The sequence below is a fragment of the Pseudomonas entomophila genome, assembly GCF_013523165.1.
GTDB lineage: Bacteria > Pseudomonadota > Gammaproteobacteria > Pseudomonadales > Pseudomonadaceae > Aquipseudomonas > Aquipseudomonas entomophila_A.
Genome location: NZ_JAAMQI010000025.1, coordinates 40,158 through 62,615, shown reverse-complemented (window position 1 = coordinate 62,615; position 22,458 = coordinate 40,158). Strand labels below are relative to the sequence as shown.

The window sequence follows — 22,458 nt, the reverse complement described above, 5'->3', positions numbered from 1 at the left end:
CCCCGACACCCCCACCAAACCTGCCCCGCAACCCTCCCAAGCCACGTCCTTTTGTGGTACCATCCGACAGTTTCCAAGGCCGCCCCTTGATGCGGCCTTCACTGCGCAGATCCGTGGCTCAATTCATTGATTTGTCGTATGTCGTCGCACCCCTTCGTGCGCTGCGACGGCGAGCTTCGTGCGCCCCAGGGGGCGGCGGGGTTTCACCAGAAAAAGGAATCAGGCTTCTCATGGGCGAACTGGCCAAAGAAATCCTCCCGGTCAATATCGAAGACGAACTGAGACAGTCTTACCTCGACTACGCGATGAGCGTCATTGTCGGGCGGGCACTGCCCGATGCGCGTGATGGCTTGAAGCCCGTGCATCGCCGCGTTCTGTATGCGATGAGCGAACTGGGCAACGACTGGAACAAACCCTACAAGAAATCCGCCCGTGTGGTCGGTGACGTGATCGGTAAGTACCACCCCCACGGTGATACCGCGGTCTACGACACCATCGTGCGCATGGCGCAGCCGTTCTCGCTGCGCTACCTGCTGGTCGACGGCCAGGGCAACTTCGGGTCGGTCGACGGCGACAACGCCGCGGCCATGCGATACACCGAAGTGCGCATGTCCAAGCTGGCCCACGAGCTGCTCGCCGACCTGCACAAGGAGACCGTCGACTGGGTACCCAACTACGACGGCACCGAGCAGATCCCGGCGGTCATGCCGACGCGCATCCCCAACCTGCTGGTCAACGGCTCCAGCGGCATCGCCGTGGGCATGGCCACCAACATTCCGCCGCACAACCTGGGCGAAGTGATCGATGGCTGCCTGGCGCTGATCGACAACGCCGAGATCACGGTCGATGAGCTGATGCAGTTCATCCCGGGCCCGGACTTCCCCACCGCAGGCCTGATCAACGGCCGCCAGGGCATCATCGAGGCCTACCGCACCGGTCGCGGGCGTATCTACATGCGCGCACGCTCCCAGGTCGAGGACATCGACAAGGTCGGCGGCCGCCAGCAGATCGTCATCACCGAGCTGCCGTACCAGCTGAACAAGGCGCGTCTGATCGAGAAGATCGCCGAGCTGGTCAAGGACAAGAAGCTCGAAGGCATCACCGAACTGCGCGACGAGTCCGACAAGGACGGCATGCGCGTGGTCATCGAGCTGCGCCGTGGCGAAGTGCCCGAGGTCGTGCTCAACAACCTGTATGCCCAGACCCAGCTGCAGAGCGTCTTCGGCATCAACGTGGTGGCTCTGATCGACGGCCGCCCACGCCTGCTCAACCTCAAGGACCTGCTCGAAGCCTTCGTCCGTCACCGCCGTGAAGTGGTGACCCGCCGGACGGTCTTCGAACTGCGCAAGGCCCGCGAGCGTGGCCACATCCTCGAAGGCCAGGCGGTGGCGCTGTCCAACATCGACCCGGTCATCGCACTGATCAAGGCCTCGCCGACGCCGTCCGAGGCCAAGGAAGCGCTGATCGGCACGCCGTGGGAATCCAACGCCGTGCAGGTCATGGTCGAACGTGCCGGTGCCGAATCCTGCCGTCCGGAGAACCTAGACGCGCAATACGGCCTGCGCGACGGTCGCTACTACCTGTCGCCCGAACAGGCCCAGGCCATCCTCGACCTGCGCCTGCACCGTCTGACCGGCCTGGAGCACGAGAAGCTGCTGGCCGAGTACCAGGAGATCCTCGAGCAGATCGGCGAATTGATCCGCATCCTGAACAGCGCCGAGCGCCTGATGGAAGTGATCCGCGAAGAGCTCGAAGCCATCCGCGCCGAATACGGCGATGCGCGCCGCACCGAAATCCTCGATGCGCGCCACGACCTCAGCCTGGGCGACATGATCCCCGAGGAAGAGCGCGTGGTGACCATCTCCCACGGTGGCTACGCCAAGACCCAGCCGTTGTCCTCCTACCAGGCGCAGCGCCGGGGCGGCAAGGGCAAGTCGGCCTCCGGCGTCAAGGACGAGGACTTCATCGAACACCTGCTGGTCGCCCACAGCCACGCCACCCTGCTGCTGTTCTCCAGCAAGGGCAAGGTGTACTGGAAGAAGACCTACGAGATCCCGGAAGCCTCTCGTGCCGCCCGTGGCCGTCCGCTGGTCAACCTGCTGCCGCTGGAGGAGGGTGAGCGCATCACCGCCATGCTGCAGATCGACCTGGAGGCCCTGCAGCAGAGCGCCGACCTCGACGAAGAGCTGGACGAGGTCGAGGACACCGTCCTCGAAGGCGAAGTGATCGAGCCCGAGGACGTCGACGAAGAAGACACCCCCGAGCTGGTCGCCGAACCGACCGGTGCCTACATCTTCATGGCCACTGCCGGCGGCACGGTCAAGAAGACCCCGCTGGTGCAGTTCGCCCGCCCGCGCTCCAACGGCCTGATCGCCCTGAAGCTCAAGGAAGGCGACACCCTGATCGCCGCGGCCATCACCGACGGCGCCAAGGAAGTCATGATGTTCTCCAGCGCCGGCAAGGTCATCCGCTTCGCCGAAGGCATGGTCCGCGAGATGGGTCGTACCGCGCGGGGCGTGCGTGGCATGAAGCTGGGCAAGGGGCAGGAGGTCATCTCCATGCTGATCCCCGAGTCCGGTGCGCAGATCCTCACCGCGTCCGAGCGCGGGTTCGGCAAGCGCACCCCGCTGTCGAAGTTCCCGCGTCGCGGCCGTGGCGGCCAGGGCGTGATCGCCATGGGCACCAAGGGTCGCAACGGCAACCTGGTCGGCGCCATCCAGGTGCACCTGGGCGAAGAGATCATGCTGATCTCCGACCAGGGCACCCTGGTCCGTACGCGGGTCGGCGAAGTGTCCAGCCTGGGCCGTAACACCCAGGGCGTGACGCTGATCAAGCTGGCCAGCGACGAGACCCTGGTGGGCCTGGAGCGCATCCAGGAGCCGGCCGAGGAAGAGCTCGACGCGCTGCTCGACGACGAGGCGCTGGACGACGCGGCCGACCTCGTGGCAGCAGACGACGAGGCGGCGGACGCCGAACAGGCTCCCCAGGAGTAACAGGCAACGACCCGGACGGGGCAACCAAGGTTGCCCCGTTCGTCCAATACAGGTGGCATGACCGCCACAGCGCTGCCTTGCGGCAGACCTGCGGTCACGGTGTGTTCTATTTAGGTAGGCAGAGCGAGAGTGGATGTGAGCAAACGAGCCTTTAACTTCTGCGCAGGCCCGGCCGCGCTTCCCGAAGCGGTCCTGCAGCGTGCCCAGAGCGAGCTGCTCGACTGGCGTGGCAAGGGGTTGTCCGTGATGGAGATGAGCCATCGCAGCGACGACTACGTGGCCATCGCCGAGAAGGCCGAGCAGGACCTGCGCGATCTGCTCAGCATCCCGTCCAACTACAAGGTGCTGTTCCTGCAGGGCGGCGCCAGCCAGCAGTTTGCGCAGATCCCGCTGAACCTGCTGCCCGAAGGCGGCACGGCTGACTACATCGACACCGGCATCTGGTCGAAGAAGGCCGTCGACGAGGGGAGCCGCTTCGGCCACATCAACGTCGCGGCCAGCGCCAAGGCCTACGACTACCAGGCCATTCCCGGCCAGAACGAGTGGCAGTTGAGCCCCAACGCCGCCTACGTGCACTACGCCTCCAACGAAACCATCGGCGGCCTGCAGTTCGACTGGGTGCCGCAGACCGGCGACGTGCCGCTGGTGGTCGACATGTCCTCGGACATCCTCTCGCGCGGCATCGACGTCTCGCAGTTCGGCCTGATCTACGCCGGCGCGCAGAAGAACATCGGCCCCAGCGGGCTGGTGGTGGTGATCGTGCGCGAAGACCTGCTCGGCCGTGCCCGCAGCAGCTGCCCGACCATGCTCGACTACAAGATCTCGGCCGACAACGGCTCGATGTACAACACCCCGGCGAGCTACTCCTGGTACCTCTCCGGGCTGGTGTTCGAGTGGCTCAAGGAGCAGGGCGGCGTCCAGGCCATGGAAGCGCGCAACCGGGCGAAGAAGGACCGTCTCTACGGCTTCATCGACGCCAGCGCCTTCTACAGCAACCCGATCAGCACCAGCGCCCGTTCGTGGATGAACGTGCCGTTCCGCCTGGCCGACGAGCGCCTGGACAAGGCCTTCCTGGCCGGCGCCGATGCCCGCGGGCTGCTCAACCTCAAGGGGCACCGTTCGGTGGGCGGCATGCGCGCATCGATCTACAACGCCCTGGGGATGGACGCGGTCGAGGCGTTGATCGGCTACATGAGTGAATTCGAGAAGGAGCACGCCTGATGTCCGAACAGGAACTCAAGGCGCTGCGGGTGCGCATCGACAGCCTCGACGAGAAGATCCTCGAGCTGATCAGCGAGCGCGCCCGCTGCGCCCAGGAAGTGGCGCGGGTCAAGACCGCGACCCTGGCCGAAGGCGAGAAGCCGGTGTTCTACCGGCCCGAGCGCGAGGCCCAGGTGCTCAAGCGCGTCATGGAACGCAATCGCGGCCCCCTGGGCAACGAAGAGATGGCCCGGCTGTTCCGCGAGATCATGTCGTCGTGCCTGGCCCTGGAAGAGCCGCTCAAGGTCGCCTACCTCGGCCCTGAGGGCACCTTCACCCAGGCCGCCGCCATGAAGCACTTTGGTCATGCAGTGGTCAGCCGGCCCATGGCGGCCATCGACGAAGTGTTCCGCGAGGTGGCGGCCGGTGCCGTCAACTTCGGCGTGGTGCCGGTAGAGAACTCCACCGAAGGCGCGGTGAGCCACACCCTGGACAGCTTCCTCGAGCACGACATGGTCATCTGCGGCGAAGTCGAGCTGCGCATCCACCACCACCTGCTGGTGGGCGAGAACACCAAGACCAACAGCATCACCCGCATCTACTCCCACGCCCAGTCGCTGGCCCAGTGCCGCAAGTGGCTGGACGCGCACTACCCGAACGTCGAGCGCATCGCCGTGTCGAGCAATGCCGAGGCGGCCAAGCGGGTCAAGGGCGAGTGGAACTCGGCGGCGATCGCCGGCGACATGGCGGCCAACCTGTACGGGCTGGAGCGCCTGGCCGAGAAGATCGAGGACCGTCCGGACAACTCCACGCGGTTCCTGATGATCGGCAGCCAGGAAGTGCCCCCGACCGGCGACGACAAGACCTCGATCATCGTCTCCATGAGCAACAAGCCCGGGGCCCTGCACGAGCTGCTGGTGCCGTTCCACCAGAACGACATCGACCTGACCCGCATCGAGACCCGGCCTTCGCGCAGCGGCAAGTGGACCTACGTGTTCTTCATCGACTTCGTCGGCCACCACCGCGACCCGCTGATCAAGGCCGTGCTCGAGCAGATCAGCCAGGAAGCCGTGGGGCTGAAGGTGTTGGGGTCGTATCCGAAGGCGGTGCTTTGATCGCTTGAATGTTGGGAGGTTGTTGGGGCCGCGTCGCGGCCTATCGCGGCACAGGGGCCGCTCCTACAGGGGGATCGCGTTCACAGTCGAAAAACGTGTCGCGGGCTCGACCTGTGGGAGCGGCCCCCGTGCCGCGATGGGCCGCAACGCGGCCCCACCCAACCCCCCGCAAAAACCCGCCGTACTACACAGGGCCCACACTTGTGGTTGATGCAGTCACGAACAAACCCACCCCGCCCATCGGCCGCCTGGTGGTCATCGGCCTTGGCCTGATCGGCGGCTCCTTCGCCAAGGGCATCCGCCAGAGCGGCCTGTGCCGCGAGGTGGTCGGCGTCGATCTCGACCCGCGCTCGCGGCACCTGGCCGTCGAGCTGGGCGTGGTCGACCGCTGCGAGGACGACCTGGCCGCGGCCTGCGTCGGTGCCGACGTGATCCAGCTCGCCGTGCCGATCCTGGCCATGGAAACCCTCCTGGCCAGGCTCGCCACGCTCGACCTGGGCACGGCCGTGCTCACCGACGCCGGCAGCGCCAAGGGCAACGTGGTGCGCGCCGCGCGTGCCGTGCTCGGCGATCACCTGCCGCGCTTCGTGCCCGGGCACCCGATCGCCGGTTCCGAACAGAGTGGCGTGGAGGCCTCCAACGCCGAGCTGTATCGCCGTCACAAGGTGATCCTCACGCCGCTGCCGGAGACCGACGCCGACGCCCTGGCCCTCGTGGACCGCCTCTGGCGCGCCCTCGACGCCGACGTCGAGCACATGGCCGTGGAGCGCCACGACGAAGTCCTGGCCGCGACCAGCCACCTGCCGCACCTGCTGGCCTTCGGCCTGGTCGATTCGTTGGCCAAGCGCGACGAAAACCTGGAGATCTTCCGCTACGCTGCGGGAGGTTTCCGCGACTTCACCCGGATCGCGGGCAGCGATCCGACCATGTGGCACGATATCTTCCTCGCCAACCGCGAGGCCGTGCTGCGCACGCTGGACACTTATCGCAGTGACCTCGACGCCTTGCGCGACGCGGTCGATGCAGGGGACGGGCACCAGTTGCTGGGTGTATTCACCCGCGCACAGGTGGCCCGCGAGCACTTCAGCACAATCCTGGCCCGCCGGGCCTATGTGGACGCTATGAACGCCAACGACTTGATTTTCCTGGCCCAACCGGGTGGCCGCCTGACCGGACGGATCCGCGTACCGGGCGACAAATCGATTTCTCACCGCTCGATCATGCTGGGCTCGCTGGCCGAAGGCACGACCGAAGTCGAAGGGTTTCTCGAGGGCGAGGATGCCCTGGCCACGCTGCAAGCCTTCCGCGACATGGGCGTGGTGATCGAAGGCCCCAGCCAAGGGCGCGTGACCATTCACGGCGTCGGCCTGCACGGCCTGAAGCCACCGCCTGGCCCGATCTACCTGGGCAACTCGGGCACCTCGATGCGCCTGCTGTCCGGCCTGCTGGCCGCGCAGCCCTTCGACGTGACCATGACCGGCGACGCCTCGCTGTCCAAGCGCCCGATGAACCGCGTCGCCAACCCGCTGCGCGACATGGGCGCGGTGATCGAGACCGGCCCGGACGGTCGTCCGCCGCTGACCATCCGTGGCGGGCAGTCGCTCAAGGCGCTCGACTACACGCTGCCGATGGCCAGTGCCCAGGTCAAATCCTGCCTGCTGCTGGCCGGCCTGTACGCCGAGGGCGTCACCACCGTGACCGAGCCCGCACCGACCCGCGACCACACCGAGCGCATGCTGCGCGGCTTCGGCTACAGCGTGGCGTCCAACGGCCCGGTGGCCTCGCTGCGCGCCGGTGGCAAACTGACCGCCACCCGCATCGAAGTGCCCGCCGACATCTCGTCGGCAGCGTTCTTCCTGGTCGCGGCCTCGATCGCCGAAGGCTCGGAGCTGGTCCTCGAACACGTCGGCATCAACCCGACCCGCACCGGCGTCATCGACATCCTGCGCCTGATGGGCGGCGACATCACCCTGGAAAACCAGCGTGAAGTCGGCGGCGAGCCAGTGGCCGACCTGCGCGTGCGCGGCGCCCGCCTGAAGGGCATCGACATTCCCGAGCACCTCGTGCCCCTGGCCATCGACGAGTTCCCGGTGCTGTTCGTCGCCGCCGCCTGCGCCGAGGGCCGCACCGTGCTGCGCGGTGCCGAAGAGCTGCGGGTCAAGGAATCCGACCGCATCCAGGTCATGGCCGACGGCCTGAAGGTCCTGGGCGTGCAGTGCGAGCCGACCCCCGACGGCATCGTCATCGACGGTGGCCAGATCGGTGGCGGCGAAGTGCATGGTCACGGTGACCACCGCATCGCCATGGCCTTCAGCGTCGCCTCGCTGCGCGCCAGCGCGCCGATCCGCATTCACGACTGCGCCAACGTCGCGACCTCGTTCCCCAACTTCCTCGCCCTGTGCGCGCAGGTCGGCATCCGCGTGGCGGAAGAGGGCAAGTCGTGAGCGCCCTGGCACCGGTCATCACCATCGACGGGCCGAGCGGCTCGGGCAAGGGCACCGTGGCGGGCCTGCTGGCACGCGAGCTGGGCTGGCGGCTGCTCGACTCCGGTGCGCTGTACCGCCTGCTGGCGTTCAACGCCAGCAACCACGGCGTGGACCTGACCAACGAAGAGTTGCTCAAGGCGCTGGCCGCTCATCTGGACGTGCAGTTCATCGCGGCCGAACCCGGTAAACTCCAGCAGATCATTCTCGAAGGCGAGGACGTCAGCAACGTCATCCGTACCGAAACGGTCGGGGCCGGTGCGTCCATGGTTGCCTCGCTGCCGGCGGTGCGCGAAGCCTTGCTGCAGCGCCAGCGTGCGTTTCGCGAGGCTCCCGGGCTGATCGCCGACGGTCGGGACATGGGCACCGTGGTGTTCCCGGACGCGCCGCTGAAGGTCTTCCTGACCGCCAGCGCCGAGGAACGTGCACGTCGTCGCTTCCTGCAGTTGAAGGGGAAGGGCGAAGCTGTTAGTCTGTCGAGTCTGCTGGAAGAGATACGGGCACGCGACGAGCGTGATACCCAGCGTGCAGTGGCCCCGCTCAAACCGGCGGCCGATGCCATTCAGCTGGACTCTACCGAGTTGTCCATCGAGCAGGTGTTGCAACGGATCAGAAGCGAGCTCGCCCAGCGCGATCTGCTCTGATCATCAGGAATGGCAGGCAGGGGCTCCAGTCACTGTCCTGTCCGCCTTCCTTTACATGAACGAAACCCACATTGTCTGGAATGTGGCTGATGGGCGTCTGTTTCGCCCTAATCTACAGGAATTAAAATGAGCGAAAGCTTTGCAGAACTCTTTGAAGAAAGCCTGAAAACCCTCAATCTTCAGCCGGGTGCGATCATCACCGGTATCGTTGTCGACATCGACGGCGACTGGGTTACCGTACACGCTGGCCTGAAGTCCGAGGGCGTCATCCCGCTCGAGCAGTTCTACAACGAAGCTGGCGAGCTGACCATCAAGGTCGGTGACGAAGTTCACGTTGCGCTGGACGCGGTCGAAGACGGCTTTGGCGAAACCAAGCTGTCCCGTGAAAAAGCCAAGCGCGCCGAGTGCTGGATCGTTCTGGAAGCTGCTTTCGCTGCCGAAGAAGTCGTCAAGGGCGTTATCAACGGTAAGGTTAAGGGCGGCTTCACGGTCGACGTTAACGGCATCCGTGCGTTCCTGCCGGGCTCCCTGGTTGATGTCCGCCCAGTGCGCGACACCACCCACCTCGAAGGCAAAGAGCTGGAATTCAAGGTCATCAAGCTGGACCAGAAGCGCAACAACGTTGTCGTTTCCCGTCGCAGCGTCCTGGAAGCCGAGAACAGTGCAGAGCGCGAAGCGCTGCTGGAATCGCTGCAGGAAGGCCAGCAGGTCAAGGGTATCGTCAAGAACCTCACCGACTACGGCGCCTTCGTGGACCTGGGCGGCGTGGACGGCCTGCTGCACATCACCGACATGGCCTGGAAGCGTATCAAGCACCCGTCCGAGATCGTCAACGTTGGCGACGAGATCGACGTCAAGGTCCTGAAGTACGATCGCGAGCGTAACCGTGTTTCCCTGGGCCTGAAGCAACTGGGCGAAGACCCATGGGTTGCTATCAAGGCACGTTATCCAGAAGGCACCCGCGTCACCGCACGCGTCACCAACCTGACCGACTACGGCTGCTTCGCAGAGCTGGAAGAAGGCGTGGAAGGCCTGGTGCACGTGTCCGAAATGGACTGGACCAACAAGAACATCCACCCGTCGAAAGTCGTTCAGGTTGGCGACGAAGTGGAAGTCATGGTTCTGGACATCGACGAAGAGCGTCGTCGTATCTCCCTGGGCATCAAGCAGTGCAAGTCGAACCCATGGGAAGACTTCTCTGGCCAGTTCAACAAGGGCGACAAGATCTCCGGCACCATCAAGTCGATCACCGATTTCGGTATCTTCATTGGTCTGGAAGGCGGCATCGACGGTCTGGTTCACCTGTCCGACATCTCCTGGAACGAAGCCGGCGAAGAAGCCGTGCGTCGCTTCAAGAAGGGCGACGAGCTGGAAACCGTCATCCTGTCGGTTGACCCGGAGCGCGAGCGCATCTCCCTGGGCATCAAGCAGCTGGAAGACGATCCGTTCTCCAACTTCGTGTCCCTGAACGACAAGGGTGCCATCGTCAAGGGTATCGTCAAGGAAGTTGACGCCAAAGGCGCCATCGTTACCTTGGCCGACGACATCGAAGCGACCCTCAAAGCCTCCGAAATCAGCCGCGACCGCGTTGAAGACGCCCGCAACGTGCTGAAAGAAGGCGAAGAGATCGAAGCCAAGATCATCAGCGTCGACCGCAAGAGCCGCGTCATCAGCCTGTCCATCAAGTCGAAGGACGATGCTGACGAGCGCGAAGCGATCCAGAGCCTGAAAACCAACGCTCCGGAAAGCACTGGCGACACCACCATGGCTGCGCTGCTGCGCGAAGCGATGGCCAAGCAGAACTAAGTTCGGCTTGCGAAAGAAAAGGGCGACTTCGGTCGCCCTTTTTTTCGTCTATCGATTATCCCTAGGCCTTTCAATGTCTTCGCCTAACCCGATGTAGACCACATCGCTGATCCGGCAGAGCGGTTCATCCCCTCTGTGGGAGCGGGCTTGCCCGCGATGCAGACGGTGATGGGCTGAACGCTATCGCGGGCAAGCCCGCTCCCACAGAAAATAAATTATCTTGTTGATTTAAAAGGAAATAGTTTCAGGGTCCTGTGAGCCCCGCAGGCCCAATCGCGTACGGTCCGGCGTTCCGGCAGGGGCCGCCCATATCCGCCGCAGTGGTACAGGCAATCGCGGTCCCGTGTGGGAGATTCTATGGTTTCTGCCAAGTGCTAATGTGGGCCCTGGCGGGCCCAATCGCGGCACTAGGGTCGCTCCAACACCCGTAGCCCCACTGCGGCATGGCAGGCCATCGCGGTCCCTGTGGGAGTGGCCCCTGTGCCGCGATGGACCGCAAAGCGGTCCCAGAAATCGATCAGCAACACAGCATCTGAGCACTGCCAGCTACCGCTATGTTCTGCACGCGACAGCGCGGCGCCGGGGCGCCGGGCGAACTCCCACAAAAGGACTGCGCTTGCTTGTATCAGACCGGTGAACCTGCGGATGCAGCAGTGACCCTACGTGGACAAAGACGTGCCGGACGACACCGTGGTCTACACCGAGCACCGAGCGATCTACAAGACCCGACCCAGACGCGATCCGGAGGAGGGGACGGCCTGACCAAGCGTGCCCCCGACGCGATCCTGAAATCCTCTCAAACTCGAATTGTCCCCGAAGTCAAGCGCCGCCCTGTTCAAATCCAGCGCGACGTGCTACAACCAATTGAGCAATGATCTAGCTGCTTGATAACGAAGGGAAAAACATGACGAAGTCGGAGCTGATCGATCGGATTGTCAACCACCAGGGTCTGCTGTCCCCCAAGGACGTGGAACTGGCCATCAAGACCATGCTTGAACAGATGTCACAATGCCTGGCCACCGGCGATCGCATCGAAATCCGGGGGTTCGGCAGCTTTTCCCTCCATTATCGTGCCCCTCGCGTGGGGCGTAACCCCAAGACTGGCCAGTCGGTCAGCCTGGAAGGCAAGTTCGTGCCGCACTTCAAGCCTGGCAAGGAACTGCGCGACCGGGTCAACGAAGACGAGCACGAGGCGCAGGCCTGACGTGCCCCAAGGAACTGTCTGATGCGTAATCTCAAACGTGCCCTCGTGGCGCTGCTGGTGCTGCTGTTGGCCGCCGTGGTCCTGTTCTTCGTGCTGGAAAACCAGCAGGACGTGTCCCTGGTCCTGTTCGGGTGGGCTGCGCCTGCCATGCCGGTGGCATTGCCAGTGCTCGCCGCCTTGATCCTGGGCCTGGCCGTAGGTCCGGTGCTGGGCAGCTACGCCGTGCTGCGTTCGCGCCGCCGCATTCGCCTGAAGGCCCGCGAAGCCGCCCTGGCCGAGCGCTAAGAAAATTCCTACGCAATGAACGCTGTGGCCTGATATCCCCGGCGCTCACGCTCTGCCGTAATACCGCGCCCTGTCGCCACAGAGCGCGTATCCATGCCTTATCCCTGCCTCACTCACCACGGCGGAGCCCAGACCGTCACGGGCTCGTGCCACCAACTGCACCTCGACGCCGACACCAGCGTGCTGATCGACTGCGGTCTGGCGCAGGGCGCCGATGCAGCGCTCGGCCAGTCCGCGCTCGGCGCCGCCCTCGACACCCTCCAGGCGCTCATCGTCACCCACGTGCACCTGGACCATGTCGGCCGGCTGCCGGCGTTGTTCGCGGCCGGTTACCGCGGGCCCATCCTGTGCAGCGAGCCCTCTGCCCAGCTGTTGCCGCTGGTGCTCGAAGACGCCTACAAGCTGACCATCAGCAGCGACCCTGCCGAGGTGGCCCGCTACCTGGCCTTCGTGCAGGCCCTCGTGCGCCCGTTGCCCTTTGCGCAGTGGCACACGCTGGTCGAGCGTCAGGGCCTGACGTGCCGCGTACGCCTGCAACGCGCCGGGCACGTGCTCGGGTCGGCCTACGTCGAGTGCGACGTGCATCACCACGCGACCGGGCAGCGCACGCGCGTCGTGTTCTCCGGTGACCTGGGCGCGCCGGCCCGCGGCCTGCTGCGTGCGGTCGAGCCGCCCGAGCACGCCGACCTGCTGGTCCTCGAAAGCACCTACGGTGATCGCCTGCACGCGCCTGGCGATCGGCAGCAGGCGCTCGAAGCCGTGGTGGAGCGCGCGCTCGCCGATCACGGCACCGTGTTCATCCCGGCGTTCAGCCTGGGGCGCACGCAGGAGGTGCTGTTCGACCTGGAAGCGATCCTGCACCGCAAGGCCCTGTGCCCGTCGACCCGAACCGCGCTGCCCGACGATCCGCTGTCCAGGCTGGACTGGTCGCAGCTGCCGATCATCCTCGACTCACCCCTGGCCCAGCGCATCACCCAGGTCTACCGCGAGCTGCACCACCACTGGCATGACGACGCCAGCCAGCGCCTACGCGACGGGCGCGCGCCCCTCGGGTTCGGGCAGCTGATCTCCATCGACAGCCATGCCGACCATGCCCGGGTGGTGAACTACCTCAAGAGCACGGGCAAGCCGGCCATCGTCATCGCGGGTAACGGGATGTGCTCGGGCGGGCGCATCGTGGCGTACCTCAAGGCGATGCTGGGCGACCCGCGCCACGAGGTCGTGTTCGTCGGGCACCAGGTGCCGGGCACGCCGGGTGCGGTAATTCAGGCGAGTGCGGGGGTGGCAGGGTTCGTCAGGATCGACCTGGATGGGCAGTTGTACGACGTGCGCGCCAAGGTGTTCAGTGTACCGGGGTATTCGGCCCATGCGGATCAGGCGGGGTTGGTGGAGTTCGTGACGGGCATGAGCCGTTGGCCATCGCGTATCCGTCTGGTGCACGGTGAGCAGCCCGCTCGCCACGCCCTGGCAGAGCGTCTGCGGGACGTCTATGCAAAAAAAGGCCTGCCTGTGGAGATCGAATGAATCTCATTGTTGTCCAAGGGGGCGGCAACGGATGGCCCGGTACTGCGCCTGTAGGCGAGCCTCGTGGAATGTTCTCTGATATTCTTGGGCGCTCGAATTTAGGGGTAAGCCTGCCTTCACGCGTCGTTGAAGCCAGGCAGCTGGATCAGCAAGGAATTTGAACGTTAAAGGTGCGAAGTGGCAAATCGTTGCTGTAGTACTTTGCGTTTCGTCTACGTGCCATGCAAATGGTGAGCAGGATTATAAGATATGGACTTGATACCCGTAATTTTGTCAGGCGGTGTTGGCAGCCGGTTGTGGCCCGTGTCTCGCGAGGCCCATCCCAAGCCCTTCATGACCCTGCCTGACGGTCAGAATCTGATTCAAAAGACCTTCCTGCGTGCCTCGAACCTGGCCGGTGTTTCGGAAGTGCTCACCGTGACCAACCGGGAGCTGCTGTTCAAGACCGAAGACGAATACCGCGCCGTTCAGCAGTCCGGCCCCGCTCAAGCCTTCATCCTCGAGCCGTTCGGCCGCAACACGGCCGCAGCCGTCGCGCTGGCGGCCCTGCAACTGCGCGACAGCCATGGCGACGACGCCCACATGCTGGTGCTGGCGGCCGACCACCTGATCCAGGATGAGCAGGCCTTCGCCGAGGCCGTGAGCAAGGCCGTCGAGCTGTCCGGCAGCGGCTGGCTGGTGACCTTCGGCATCAAGCCTCAGTACCCCGAGACCGGCTTCGGCTACATCGAGGCGGGCGAGGCCGGCGAGCTGCAGCATGGCCTGAAGGTCGCGCGGTTCGTCGAGAAGCCCACCCTGGAGGTGGCCGAGTCCTACGTGGCCGCTGGCAACTACTTCTGGAACTCCGGCATGTTCTGCTTCCGCGTCGGCACGGTGCTGGAAGAGTTCGAAAAGCATTCGCCCGACGTCCTGCAGGCCGCCGCCCACGCCAAGCGCCAGTCGCGTCTGGCCGAAGGCAAGGGCTACAGCTGCCTGAGCATCGACCCCGACAGCTTCGCCCAGGTCCCGGACATTTCCATCGACTATGCCCTGATGGAACGCTCCGAGCGCGTCGCCACCGTGCCGTGCGACATCGGCTGGAGCGACATCGGCTCGTGGAACGCCGTCAGCGAGCTGACCCCGGCGGATGCCGACGGTAACCGCTTCGAAGGCGAAGTGCTGGCGCATGCGTCGCGCAACAACTACGTCAACAGCGAAGACCGCCTCACCGCCCTGGTCGGCGTCGAGGACCTGCTGGTGATCGACACTCCCGATGCGGTGATGATCGCCCACAAGGACCACGCCCAGGACGTCAAGCACATCGTCGGCCAGCTCAAGAGCAAGGGCCATACCCTGCACCAGCTGCACCGCACCGTGCACCGCCCCTGGGGCACCTACACCACCCTGGAAAACGGCGAGCGCTTCAAGATCAAGCGCATCGTGGTCAAGCCCAAGGCGTCGCTGTCGCTGCAGATGCACCATCACCGCAGCGAACACTGGATCGTGGTCAGCGGCACGGCCGTGGTGGTCAACGACGACAAGGAAATGATGCTGCACACCAATGAATCCACGTTCATTCGTGCAGGCCACACGCACCGACTGGAAAACCCGGGCGTCATCGACCTGGTCCTGATCGAAGTGCAGAGCGGCGACTACCTCGGCGAAGACGACATCGTCCGCTTCGAGGACAAGTACGGTCGCTGCACCGGCTGATCCCCGGCACTTCCCGCGCGGCCCGTGATGCTCGTCTCGAGTGCCACGGGCCGTTCGCCATTGGCTGCCCCCTGCGCAGCCAGCGTCTACATCGATCTCTGCCTGCGGGCGGCTCGTCAAAGTGAGAACCATGTACCCATCTATCCAGACCCGTTGCTTCAAGGCCTACGACATCCGTGGGCAAGTACCTGCCGACCTCAACGAAGACGTCGCCTACCGAATCGGCCGCGCGCTGGTCGCCGAACTGGGCGGCAAGCGCTACGTGGTCGGCCGTGACATGCGTCTGGAGAGCCCCATGCTGGCCCAGGCACTGACCCGCGGCCTGACCGAGGCGGGCGCCGACGTGCTGGACATCGGCCTGTGCGGCACCGAGGAAGTCTACTTCGCCACCAGCCACCTGCAGGCCGACGGCGGGATCATGATCACCGCCAGCCACAACCCCAAGGGCTACAACGGCATGAAGCTGGTGCGCGAGCACTCCAAGCCGATCAGTGGTGATTCGGGGCTGTTCGCCATCCGCGACCGCGTCGAGGCCGGCCACCTGGGTGAGCGGGCCTCGACGCCAGGGCAGGTGCAGGACGCCTTCGACAAGACCGCCTACATCGACCACCTGCTGACCTACGTCGACGTGGCGGCGCTCAAGCCGCTCAAGATCCTGGCCGACCCTGGCAATGGCGCCGTGGGCCCGGTGATCGAGCTGCTCAAGGCACGCCTGCCGCTGCACATCGACGTCATCAACGGCGAGCCGGATGGCGAGTTCCCCAACGGCGTACCCAACCCGCTGCTGCCGGAAAACCGCGAGCTGACCCGCAACGCCGTGCTCGAGCGCCAGGCCGATCTGGGCCTGGCCTGGGACGGTGACTTCGACCGCTGCTTCTTCTTCGACGGTCAGGGCCGCTTCATCGAGGGCTACTACCTGGTCGGCCTGCTCGCCGAAATGCTGCTGCGCAAACACCCCGGCAGCAAGATCATCCACGACCCGCGCCTGACCTGGAACACCATCGAGCAGGTACAGGCCGCAGGCGGCGAAGCCATCCAGAGCAAGACCGGCCACGCCTTCATCAAGGAGCGCATGCGCGCCGAAGATGCGGTCTACGGCGGCGAGATGAGCGCCCACCACTACTTCCGTGACTTCGCCTACTGCGACAGCGGCAACATCCCGTGGCTGCTGGTGGCCGAGCTGATGAGCGTCAGCGGCAAGACCCTGGCACAGCTGGTGGACGAGCGTATTGCGGCGTTCCCGTGCAGTGGCGAGATCAACTACCAAGTGGACGACGTCAAGGCGTCGGTGGAGAAGGTACTGGCCTTCTACCTGCCTCAGGCCCCTGAGGTCGACCGGACCGACGGCATCAGCGTGGCCTTCGCCGACTGGCGCTTCAGCCTGCGCGGCTCCAACACCGAGCCGCTGCTGCGCCTGAACGTCGAAAGCCGCGGTGACGAGGCCCTGGTGACCCAGCGCGTCGCTGAAATCGAACGTCTGATTCAAGGATAACTATGTTTGGCATGATCCGAGGCGTCTGGGACTACCGGGGCTTCATCCTCACTTCCATCAAGAACGAGTTCATCTCACGGTTCGCGCGCAGCAAGCTCGGTGGCCTGTGGATGATCATTCACCCACTGGCTCAAGTCGCGATCTATGCGCTGGTGCTGTCCAACGTGCTTGGCGCGCGCTTGCCGGGTATCGAGAACAAGTACGCCTACGCGCTTTACCTGATCGCAGGCATCCTGGCCTGGAACCTGTTTGCCGAAATCGTCGGTCGCTGCCTGACGATCTTCATCGATCAAGGCAACCTGATGAAGAAGATGCGCTTCCCGCGCATTGCCCTTCCAGTGATCGTGGTCGGCTCGTGTCTGCTGAACAATGTCTTGTTGTTCCTGGCGGTACTGGTCATCTTCACGGCGCTGGGTCATTCGCCCAACATACAGATGCTCTGGCTGTTACCACTGACGCTCGTGATCGTCGCCCTGGGCATCGGGATCGGGCTGGTGATCGGTGTGTTGAACGTGTTCCTGCGCGACATCGGGCAAGTGATACCGATCATCATGCAGGTCTGGTTCTGGTTCACACCGATCGTCTATTCGGTGAACATCATTCCTGAGTATCTGAAGGGCACGATCGGCCTCAACCCGATGTACCCCATCGTCACCGCCTACCACAACGTGATGGTGTACAAGGCAGCGCCAGACCTGCAACAGGTCGGCACGGTGTTTCTGATCGCTGTCGGCCTCATGCTGGTGGGGCTGTTCCTGTTCCGTCGGGCCTCGGCTGAAATGGTGGATTCGCTATGAGCCTTCTTCGCGTCAACAACGTCGGCAAGGCCTACCGCTCCTACCGTTCCGAGTGGCAGCGCATCGCGCGCTGGTTCTACTTGCCGGTCAAGCCGAGCCAGGAGCACTGGGTACTCAAGCACATCAGCTTCGACATCGAGGCCGGTGAAGCCATTGGCCTGGTCGGCCAGAATGGCGCCGGTAAGTCCACGCTGCTGAAAATGATCACGGGCACCTTGCAGCCAACCGAAGGCACGGTGCAGGTCAATGGGCGTATCGCGGCGATTCTCGAGCTCGGCATGGGCTTCAACGGCGAGCTCACCGGGCGTCAGAACGTCTACCATGCCGCTGGCCTGATGGGGTTCAACACCGAACAGATCGACGGTGTGATCGACGACATCGAAGCGTTCGCTGAAATCGGCGAGTACTTCGATCAGGCCGTACGAACGTATTCGAGCGGCATGCAGATGCGCGTGGCGTTCTCGGTGGCCACGGCCTTCCGCCCGGAAATCCTGATCATTGACGAAGCATTATCGGTAGGCGACAGCTACTTCCAGCACAAGAGCTTCGGGCGTATCAAGGAATTCCAGAAGGCAGGCACGACGTTGCTGATCGTGTCTCACGATCGCAGCTCGATCCAGGCCCTGTGCAATCGTGCCATCCTGATCGATGGCGGTACCGTGATCCGCGACGGCGCGCCAGAGGAGGTCATGGACTATTACAATGCCATCCTCGCTCAAAAGGAAAACGCCACCGTCGAAGTGACGACACTGGCCGATGGTGGCGTGCAGACCCGTTCAGGGAATGGCCATGCCAGCCTCGAGCGCATCGCGCTGCACAACAAGGACGGCGCGCCCGTCGAGTACGTGGCGGTGGGCGAAGACGTCTGTCTGGCCATCGATGTCCGGGTCAATGCGCCGCTGCCAGAACTGGTGGTGGGCTACGTCATCAAGGACCGGCTCGGCCAGGATGTGTTCGGCACCAACACCCACCACCTCAAGTGCAGTCGCAGCGACCTCGAAGGCGGCGAGCAGCTGTCCTATCGGTTCCACTTCCCGGCCAACCTGGGGGTGGGATCGTATTCGGTCGCCGTGGCGCTGCATGCAAGCGATAACCACATCGCCAACAACTACGAGTGGCGCGACCTGGCGCTGCTCTTCAACGTCGTGAACATGTCGGAGCAGACCTTCGTGGGCCTGGCGTGGATCCCTCCGACCGTGGAGTGCAAATGATGGATGATGGTTTCTACAGAGGCTTCGAGGACCGCTATCGCGGTTCTCGCGAACTGATCAGCCAACGTCTCGAGGCGTACCTGCCGTTCCTCGCACCGCTCAAGGAGCTGTATACGGATTACCCGGTACTCGACCTGGGCTGTGGGCGAGGAGAGTGGCTCGAGCTGCTGACCCGCGAAGGCTACGCGCCCACGGGCGTCGATCTCGACGAAGGCATGCTCGAAGCCTGCCGCGCCCTGGGCTTGCCAGCGCGCAACCTCGACGCGGTCAGCGCCCTGCGCGAGCTGCCTGACGCCAGCCTGGTGGCGGTCACCGGTTTCCACATCGCCGAACACGTACCCTTCCCGGTCCTGCAAGAGCTGGTGGCCGAAGCCTTGCGTGTCCTGCGTCCGGCTGGCCTGCTGATCCTCGAGACGCCCAACGCCGAAAGCCTGGTCGTCGGCACCAACAGTTTCTACCTGGACCCGACCCATGAGCGGCCGCTGCCCAGCCTGCTGCTGTCGTTCCTGGCCGAGTACAGCGGTTTCGAGCGGGCGAAGATCGTACGCCTGCAAGAACCCGCCGAGCTGCATGACCAGAGCCGACGCCTGGGTGTGCTCGACGTGCTCACCGGCACCAGCCCCGATTACGCCGTGGTTGCGCAGAAGCGTGCCGAGCCCGCGTCCCTCAGTGGTTTCGACGAGACGTTCGACGCTGCCTACGGGATGGCCCTGGACCAACTCGCAGCGCGCTATGACCATGCACTGGAGCACCGATTGGCAGGTATCGAGAACGAAGTGGCCACGGCCCGTGACCAGCTCATGACGCGCGAGCAGTTCAGCGAGGCGCTGGACAGCATTCATCGCCAGCAGACCGAGCAGCTGCGCATGATCCAGGAGCGCCATGCGCTCGACATGGAGGCCCTGCGTCAGCAAGCCGCCCTCATGCAGCAACAGAATGCCGAGCTTGCGACACAGGCCGCCAGCTTGCAGGCCGACCTTGATCAGTCGCTGAACAATGCCCATACCTGGTACCTGCGGGCGAGCCAGCACGAACAATATGCGCAGGCGCTGTACCAGAGCACGTCCTGGCGCATCACCGGCCCGCTGCGTGTCCTAGGCCGCGCTGCACGTACCCCCAAACAGACGGCGCGCTCGGTGATCGGTCGCAGCTTGCCCCATGCCCGCCTTTGGCTGGCCCGTCGTCCAGTGCTGGATCGAAAGGTCATGGCGCTCCTGAATCGTTGCCCACGCCTGACAGAAAAGCTCTACAACCTTTATCGAAGCAATCAAGTGGCTCAGCCTGTACCGATGGCCAACGGCGACGTCGCGCCCATGTCGCCGACGATCGACCAGGCACCTCTCACAGTCAGAGGCCGCGCCATTGAGCAGGCGCTCCAAGCCGCCATCAAGAAGAGCCAGAACTAATGCGTATCGTGATTGACATGCAAGGCGCTCAGACCGAGAGCCGCTTCCGAGGCATTGGCCGCTACAGCATTTCGCTTGCCCAAGGCATCGTGCGCAACAGCGCTGGCCATGAGGTGTATCTGGTGCTCAACGGCATGCTTCCAGAGGGCATCAAAAACATCCGTGCCGCCTTCGCCGGCTTGATGCCACAGAGCCACATCCGTGTGTGGTACGCCGAAAAGCCCGTCGCCAACATCCATGCTGAAAACATTCCACGCAGTGACGTCGCCCAACGCATACGCCAAGCCTGCATCGACGAGCTGCAACCGGATGTGATTCACATCACGAGCCCATTGGAAGGGTTCGTCGACGATGCCGTGATCGGCGACCCTCTGCTCGCCAATGGCGCGCTGGTCAGCGCAACGCTCTACGACCTGATCCCGCTCGTCAGCCCCAACCAGTATCTGACGCATGCTGGCTTCAAGACCTACTACATGAACAAGGTCGAGGCCTTCAAGCACTACGACCTGCTGCTGCCGATCTCGGAAGCGGCCCGTGAAGAGGCGTTGTCGCTGCTCTCGCTGGACGAAGCCACTGTCGTCAATGTATCGAGCGCTGCAGACGAGATCTTCCATCCGATCCCGCTGGGGAGCGAAGAGCGTGATGCGCTGGTTGCCAAGTTCAATCTGCGCGATGCCTTCGTGATGTATTCCGGCGGTGCCGACGAGCGCAAAAACCTGACGCGCCTAATCAAGGCATTCAGTCAGATCAAGCGCGACCTGCCGGATATCCAGTTGGTGTTCGCTGGCAAGTTGTCCGAGCACGTCATCGAACGGTACAGCGCAGAAGCCCGAAGCGAGGGGCTGAGCGATACCGATCTGGTCTTCACCGGGTTCATCACCGACGAGGAGTTGGTGGCGCTGTACAACCTGTGCCAACTGTACGTATTCCCGTCCTGGCACGAGGGCTTCGGTCTGCCGCCATTGGAAGCCATGAAGTGCGGGGCGCCGGTGATCGGGGCCAACACCTCAAGCGTCCCAGAAGTCATTGGCTGGGAAGAAGCGACGTTCGACCCCATGAGCGTCGAGGCGATCGCCGCCAAGATGAAGCAGGCGCTGACGGACGACGAATTCCGTGCAGCATTGACGGTCCACGGTCTGCAGCGTGCCAAGCTGTTCTCCTGGGATCGGACAGGCAAGATTGCCGTGAAAGCGTTCGAAGAGGCAGTGGCTCGCCGAGAGGCGCAGCGTGCCGACGTGCAGCCGGCGACCGACCGCCTGCAAGCGTTGCTCGACTCGCTGGTGGCCACGGGGCACCTGGCCAATGGGGCCATGGATCTCACGCAGGTGTCCAAGGCCATCGATTACTCCCTGCAGGGGCCTACGGGCAAGCCACGGCTATTGGTCGACATCTCGCAACTGTGCCGACACGACGGAAAGAGCGGCATCCAGCGCGTCGTGCGTAGCATTCTGCTGGAATGGTTGAGCCATCCACCAGAGGGATACGACGTTGAGCCGATCTACACGAAAGTAGAAGAACCTTTCTACCGGTACGCGACCGAGTTTGTCGCCAAGTTCCTCGATCAGGCGCCTGCCAAGGATCAGGATGAAGCGCTCGACTATCGGGCTGGCGACGTTTATATCTGCCTGGACCTGCTGCTGGATGTCCTGCCGCAGCGTCAGCCTTATTTCGACACGCTCCATGCCCACGGCGTCAGCATCTTCTTCGTGGTGTATGACCTGCTGATCCTGCAAATGCGTCATTGTTTCTCCGATCACCTGTATGAGCATTACGTGAACTGGATCAACGCCATTGCGCGCTATGACGGCGCATTGTGCATTTCGCAGGCAGTGGCCGACGAGTTGAGCGAGTGGATGGTCGAGCACGGGCCAACGCGTCAACGCCCCTTGCGTATTGGTGCCTTCCACCTGGGCGCCGATATCGAACAGTCAGTCCCTTCCACAGGTATCCCCAAGGATCCGGCACTGCGTATCGAAGTACTGGAAGCCAACCCGAATTTCCTCATGGTCGGGACCCTGGAGCCTCGCAAGGGCCATGCCCAGGCCTTTGCTGCCTTCGAACAGCTCTGGGAAGCCGACGCGAAGGTCAATTTGATCATCGTCGGCAAGCACGGCTGGCTGGTGGACGACCTGGCGACCCGCATCAAGAAACATCCGCAGTTCGGCAAAAGGCTGCTGTGGCTTGACGGAATCAGCGACGAATACCTCGAGCATGTCTACAAGCACAGCCAATGCCTGGTTGCAGCCTCGATCGGCGAAGGGTTCGGCCTGCCCCTGATCGAAGCTGCGCAACATGGCATGCCGATCATCGCACGTGATCTGCCGGTGTTCCGCGAAGTGGCAGGCGAGCATGCCTTGTACTTCAAGGGCGATGAGCCACAGGTACTGGCCGAGACGGTAAACCAGTGGCTCGAGCTGTTCGCCAAGGGTGAACACCCGACGTCGACCGACATGCCCTGGTTGACCTGGAAGCAGAGCGCAGCCCAGTTGGTCGATGAGATCAGCCGCTTGCAGCACATCTGACGGCGCATAGGCAGAGCCTGCCCCAAGGCTGGGGCAGGCTTTATGCTCGTCGTACGGGCTTACCGTCCGAGATCCTCTTCAGAT

At 63.8% G+C, this 22,458-nt stretch carries 15 protein-coding genes; all 15 read left to right on the top strand.

The annotated features are described in order from the left end of the window. Positions 1–230: 230 nt before the first annotated feature. The 15 genes from gyrA to G7Z99_RS17060 all read left to right on the top strand — a co-directional run bounded on the left by gyrA (position 231) and on the right by G7Z99_RS17060 (position 22,374). Positions 231–2,993 carry a DNA gyrase subunit A gene (gene gyrA, locus G7Z99_RS17130; RefSeq protein ID WP_181095867.1) on the top strand — a complete coding sequence of 921 codons (2,763 nt, stop codon included), beginning with the start codon at positions 231–233 and terminating at the stop codon, positions 2,991–2,993. Between the two features lie 135 nt (positions 2,994–3,128). Beyond that, the gene (gene serC / locus G7Z99_RS17125) at positions 3,129–4,214 is read left to right on the top strand and encodes a 3-phosphoserine/phosphohydroxythreonine transaminase (RefSeq protein ID WP_181095865.1); all 1,086 of its coding nucleotides are present in this window, start codon (positions 3,129–3,131) and stop codon (positions 4,212–4,214) included. Then, positions 4,214–5,308, top strand: a complete 1,095-nt coding sequence (gene pheA / locus G7Z99_RS17120; RefSeq protein WP_181095863.1) for a prephenate dehydratase — start codon at positions 4,214–4,216, stop codon at positions 5,306–5,308. The genes serC and pheA overlap by 1 nt, the downstream gene beginning before the upstream one ends. Positions 5,309–5,511: 203 nt before the next feature. Beyond that, positions 5,512–7,752 carry a bifunctional prephenate dehydrogenase/3-phosphoshikimate 1-carboxyvinyltransferase gene (locus G7Z99_RS17115; protein ID WP_181095861.1) on the top strand — a complete coding sequence of 747 codons (2,241 nt, stop codon included), beginning with the start codon at positions 5,512–5,514 and terminating at the stop codon, positions 7,750–7,752. Further along, positions 7,749–8,435, top strand: coding sequence for a (d)CMP kinase (cmk, locus tag G7Z99_RS17110; protein WP_181095859.1), 687 nt, complete (start codon positions 7,749–7,751; stop codon positions 8,433–8,435). Before G7Z99_RS17115 ends, cmk begins: the two co-directional genes overlap by 4 nt. Before the next feature lie 126 nt (positions 8,436–8,561). Next, positions 8,562–10,241 (top strand): 30S ribosomal protein S1, encoded by a 1,680-nt coding sequence (gene rpsA, locus G7Z99_RS17105; protein ID WP_060394634.1) that lies wholly within the window; start codon positions 8,562–8,564, stop codon positions 10,239–10,241. A gap of 904 nt (positions 10,242–11,145) precedes the next feature. Further along, positions 11,146–11,445, top strand: a complete 300-nt coding sequence (gene ihfB, locus G7Z99_RS17100; RefSeq protein ID WP_181095857.1) for an integration host factor subunit beta — start codon at positions 11,146–11,148, stop codon at positions 11,443–11,445. 21 nt (positions 11,446–11,466) lie between these two features. Next, complete coding sequence (locus G7Z99_RS17095; RefSeq protein ID WP_181095855.1) at positions 11,467–11,730, top strand: LapA family protein; 264 nt, start codon at positions 11,467–11,469, stop codon at positions 11,728–11,730. A gap of 93 nt (positions 11,731–11,823) precedes the next feature. Continuing rightward, positions 11,824–13,254, top strand: coding sequence for an MBL fold metallo-hydrolase RNA specificity domain-containing protein (locus tag G7Z99_RS17090; protein WP_181095853.1), 1,431 nt, complete (start codon positions 11,824–11,826; stop codon positions 13,252–13,254). A gap of 249 nt (positions 13,255–13,503) precedes the next feature. Beyond that, the gene (locus G7Z99_RS17085; protein WP_181095851.1) at positions 13,504–14,946 is read left to right on the top strand and encodes a mannose-1-phosphate guanylyltransferase/mannose-6-phosphate isomerase; all 1,443 of its coding nucleotides are present in this window, start codon (positions 13,504–13,506) and stop codon (positions 14,944–14,946) included. A gap of 130 nt (positions 14,947–15,076) precedes the next feature. Continuing rightward, positions 15,077–16,438 (top strand): phosphomannomutase, encoded by a 1,362-nt coding sequence (locus tag G7Z99_RS17080; protein WP_181095849.1) that lies wholly within the window; start codon positions 15,077–15,079, stop codon positions 16,436–16,438. A gap of 2 nt (positions 16,439–16,440) precedes the next feature. Then, complete coding sequence (locus G7Z99_RS17075) at positions 16,441–17,235, top strand: ABC transporter permease (RefSeq protein WP_181095847.1); 795 nt, start codon at positions 16,441–16,443, stop codon at positions 17,233–17,235. Next, positions 17,232–18,446 (top strand): ABC transporter ATP-binding protein, encoded by a 1,215-nt coding sequence (locus G7Z99_RS17070; RefSeq protein WP_181095845.1) that lies wholly within the window; start codon positions 17,232–17,234, stop codon positions 18,444–18,446. The genes G7Z99_RS17075 and G7Z99_RS17070 overlap by 4 nt, the downstream gene beginning before the upstream one ends. Further along, a complete protein-coding gene (locus tag G7Z99_RS17065) occupies positions 18,443–19,852 on the top strand; it encodes a methyltransferase domain-containing protein (protein WP_258197066.1) in 1,410 nt (469 codons plus the stop codon). Before G7Z99_RS17070 ends, G7Z99_RS17065 begins: the two co-directional genes overlap by 4 nt. Then, complete coding sequence (locus tag G7Z99_RS17060) at positions 19,852–22,374, top strand: glycosyltransferase family 4 protein (RefSeq protein ID WP_181095844.1); 2,523 nt, start codon at positions 19,852–19,854, stop codon at positions 22,372–22,374. Before G7Z99_RS17065 ends, G7Z99_RS17060 begins: the two co-directional genes overlap by 1 nt. Positions 22,375–22,458 lie beyond the last annotated feature (84 nt).

Bases quoted from the DNA above. Each gene is read 5' to 3' on its own strand.
- gyrA (WP_181095867.1), top strand. From the start codon at position 231: ATGGGCGAACTGGCCAAAGAAATCCTCCCGGTCAATATCGAAGACGAA.
- pheA (WP_181095863.1), top strand. From the start codon at position 4,214: ATGTCCGAACAGGAACTCAAGGCGCTGCGGGTGCGCATCGACAGCCTC.
- rpsA (WP_060394634.1), top strand. From the start codon at position 8,562: ATGAGCGAAAGCTTTGCAGAACTCTTTGAAGAAAGCCTGAAAACCCTC.
- ihfB (WP_181095857.1), top strand. From the start codon at position 11,146: ATGACGAAGTCGGAGCTGATCGATCGGATTGTCAACCACCAGGGTCTG.
- G7Z99_RS17095 (WP_181095855.1), top strand. From the start codon at position 11,467: ATGCGTAATCTCAAACGTGCCCTCGTGGCGCTGCTGGTGCTGCTGTTG.
- G7Z99_RS17090 (WP_181095853.1), top strand. From the start codon at position 11,824: ATGCCTTATCCCTGCCTCACTCACCACGGCGGAGCCCAGACCGTCACG.
- G7Z99_RS17085 (WP_181095851.1), top strand. From the start codon at position 13,504: ATGGACTTGATACCCGTAATTTTGTCAGGCGGTGTTGGCAGCCGGTTG.
- G7Z99_RS17080 (WP_181095849.1), top strand. From the start codon at position 15,077: ATGTACCCATCTATCCAGACCCGTTGCTTCAAGGCCTACGACATCCGT.
- G7Z99_RS17075 (WP_181095847.1), top strand. From the start codon at position 16,441: ATGTTTGGCATGATCCGAGGCGTCTGGGACTACCGGGGCTTCATCCTC.
- G7Z99_RS17070 (WP_181095845.1), top strand. From the start codon at position 17,232: ATGAGCCTTCTTCGCGTCAACAACGTCGGCAAGGCCTACCGCTCCTAC.
- G7Z99_RS17065 (WP_258197066.1), top strand. From the start codon at position 18,443: ATGATGGATGATGGTTTCTACAGAGGCTTCGAGGACCGCTATCGCGGT.
- G7Z99_RS17060 (WP_181095844.1), top strand. From the start codon at position 19,852: ATGCGTATCGTGATTGACATGCAAGGCGCTCAGACCGAGAGCCGCTTC.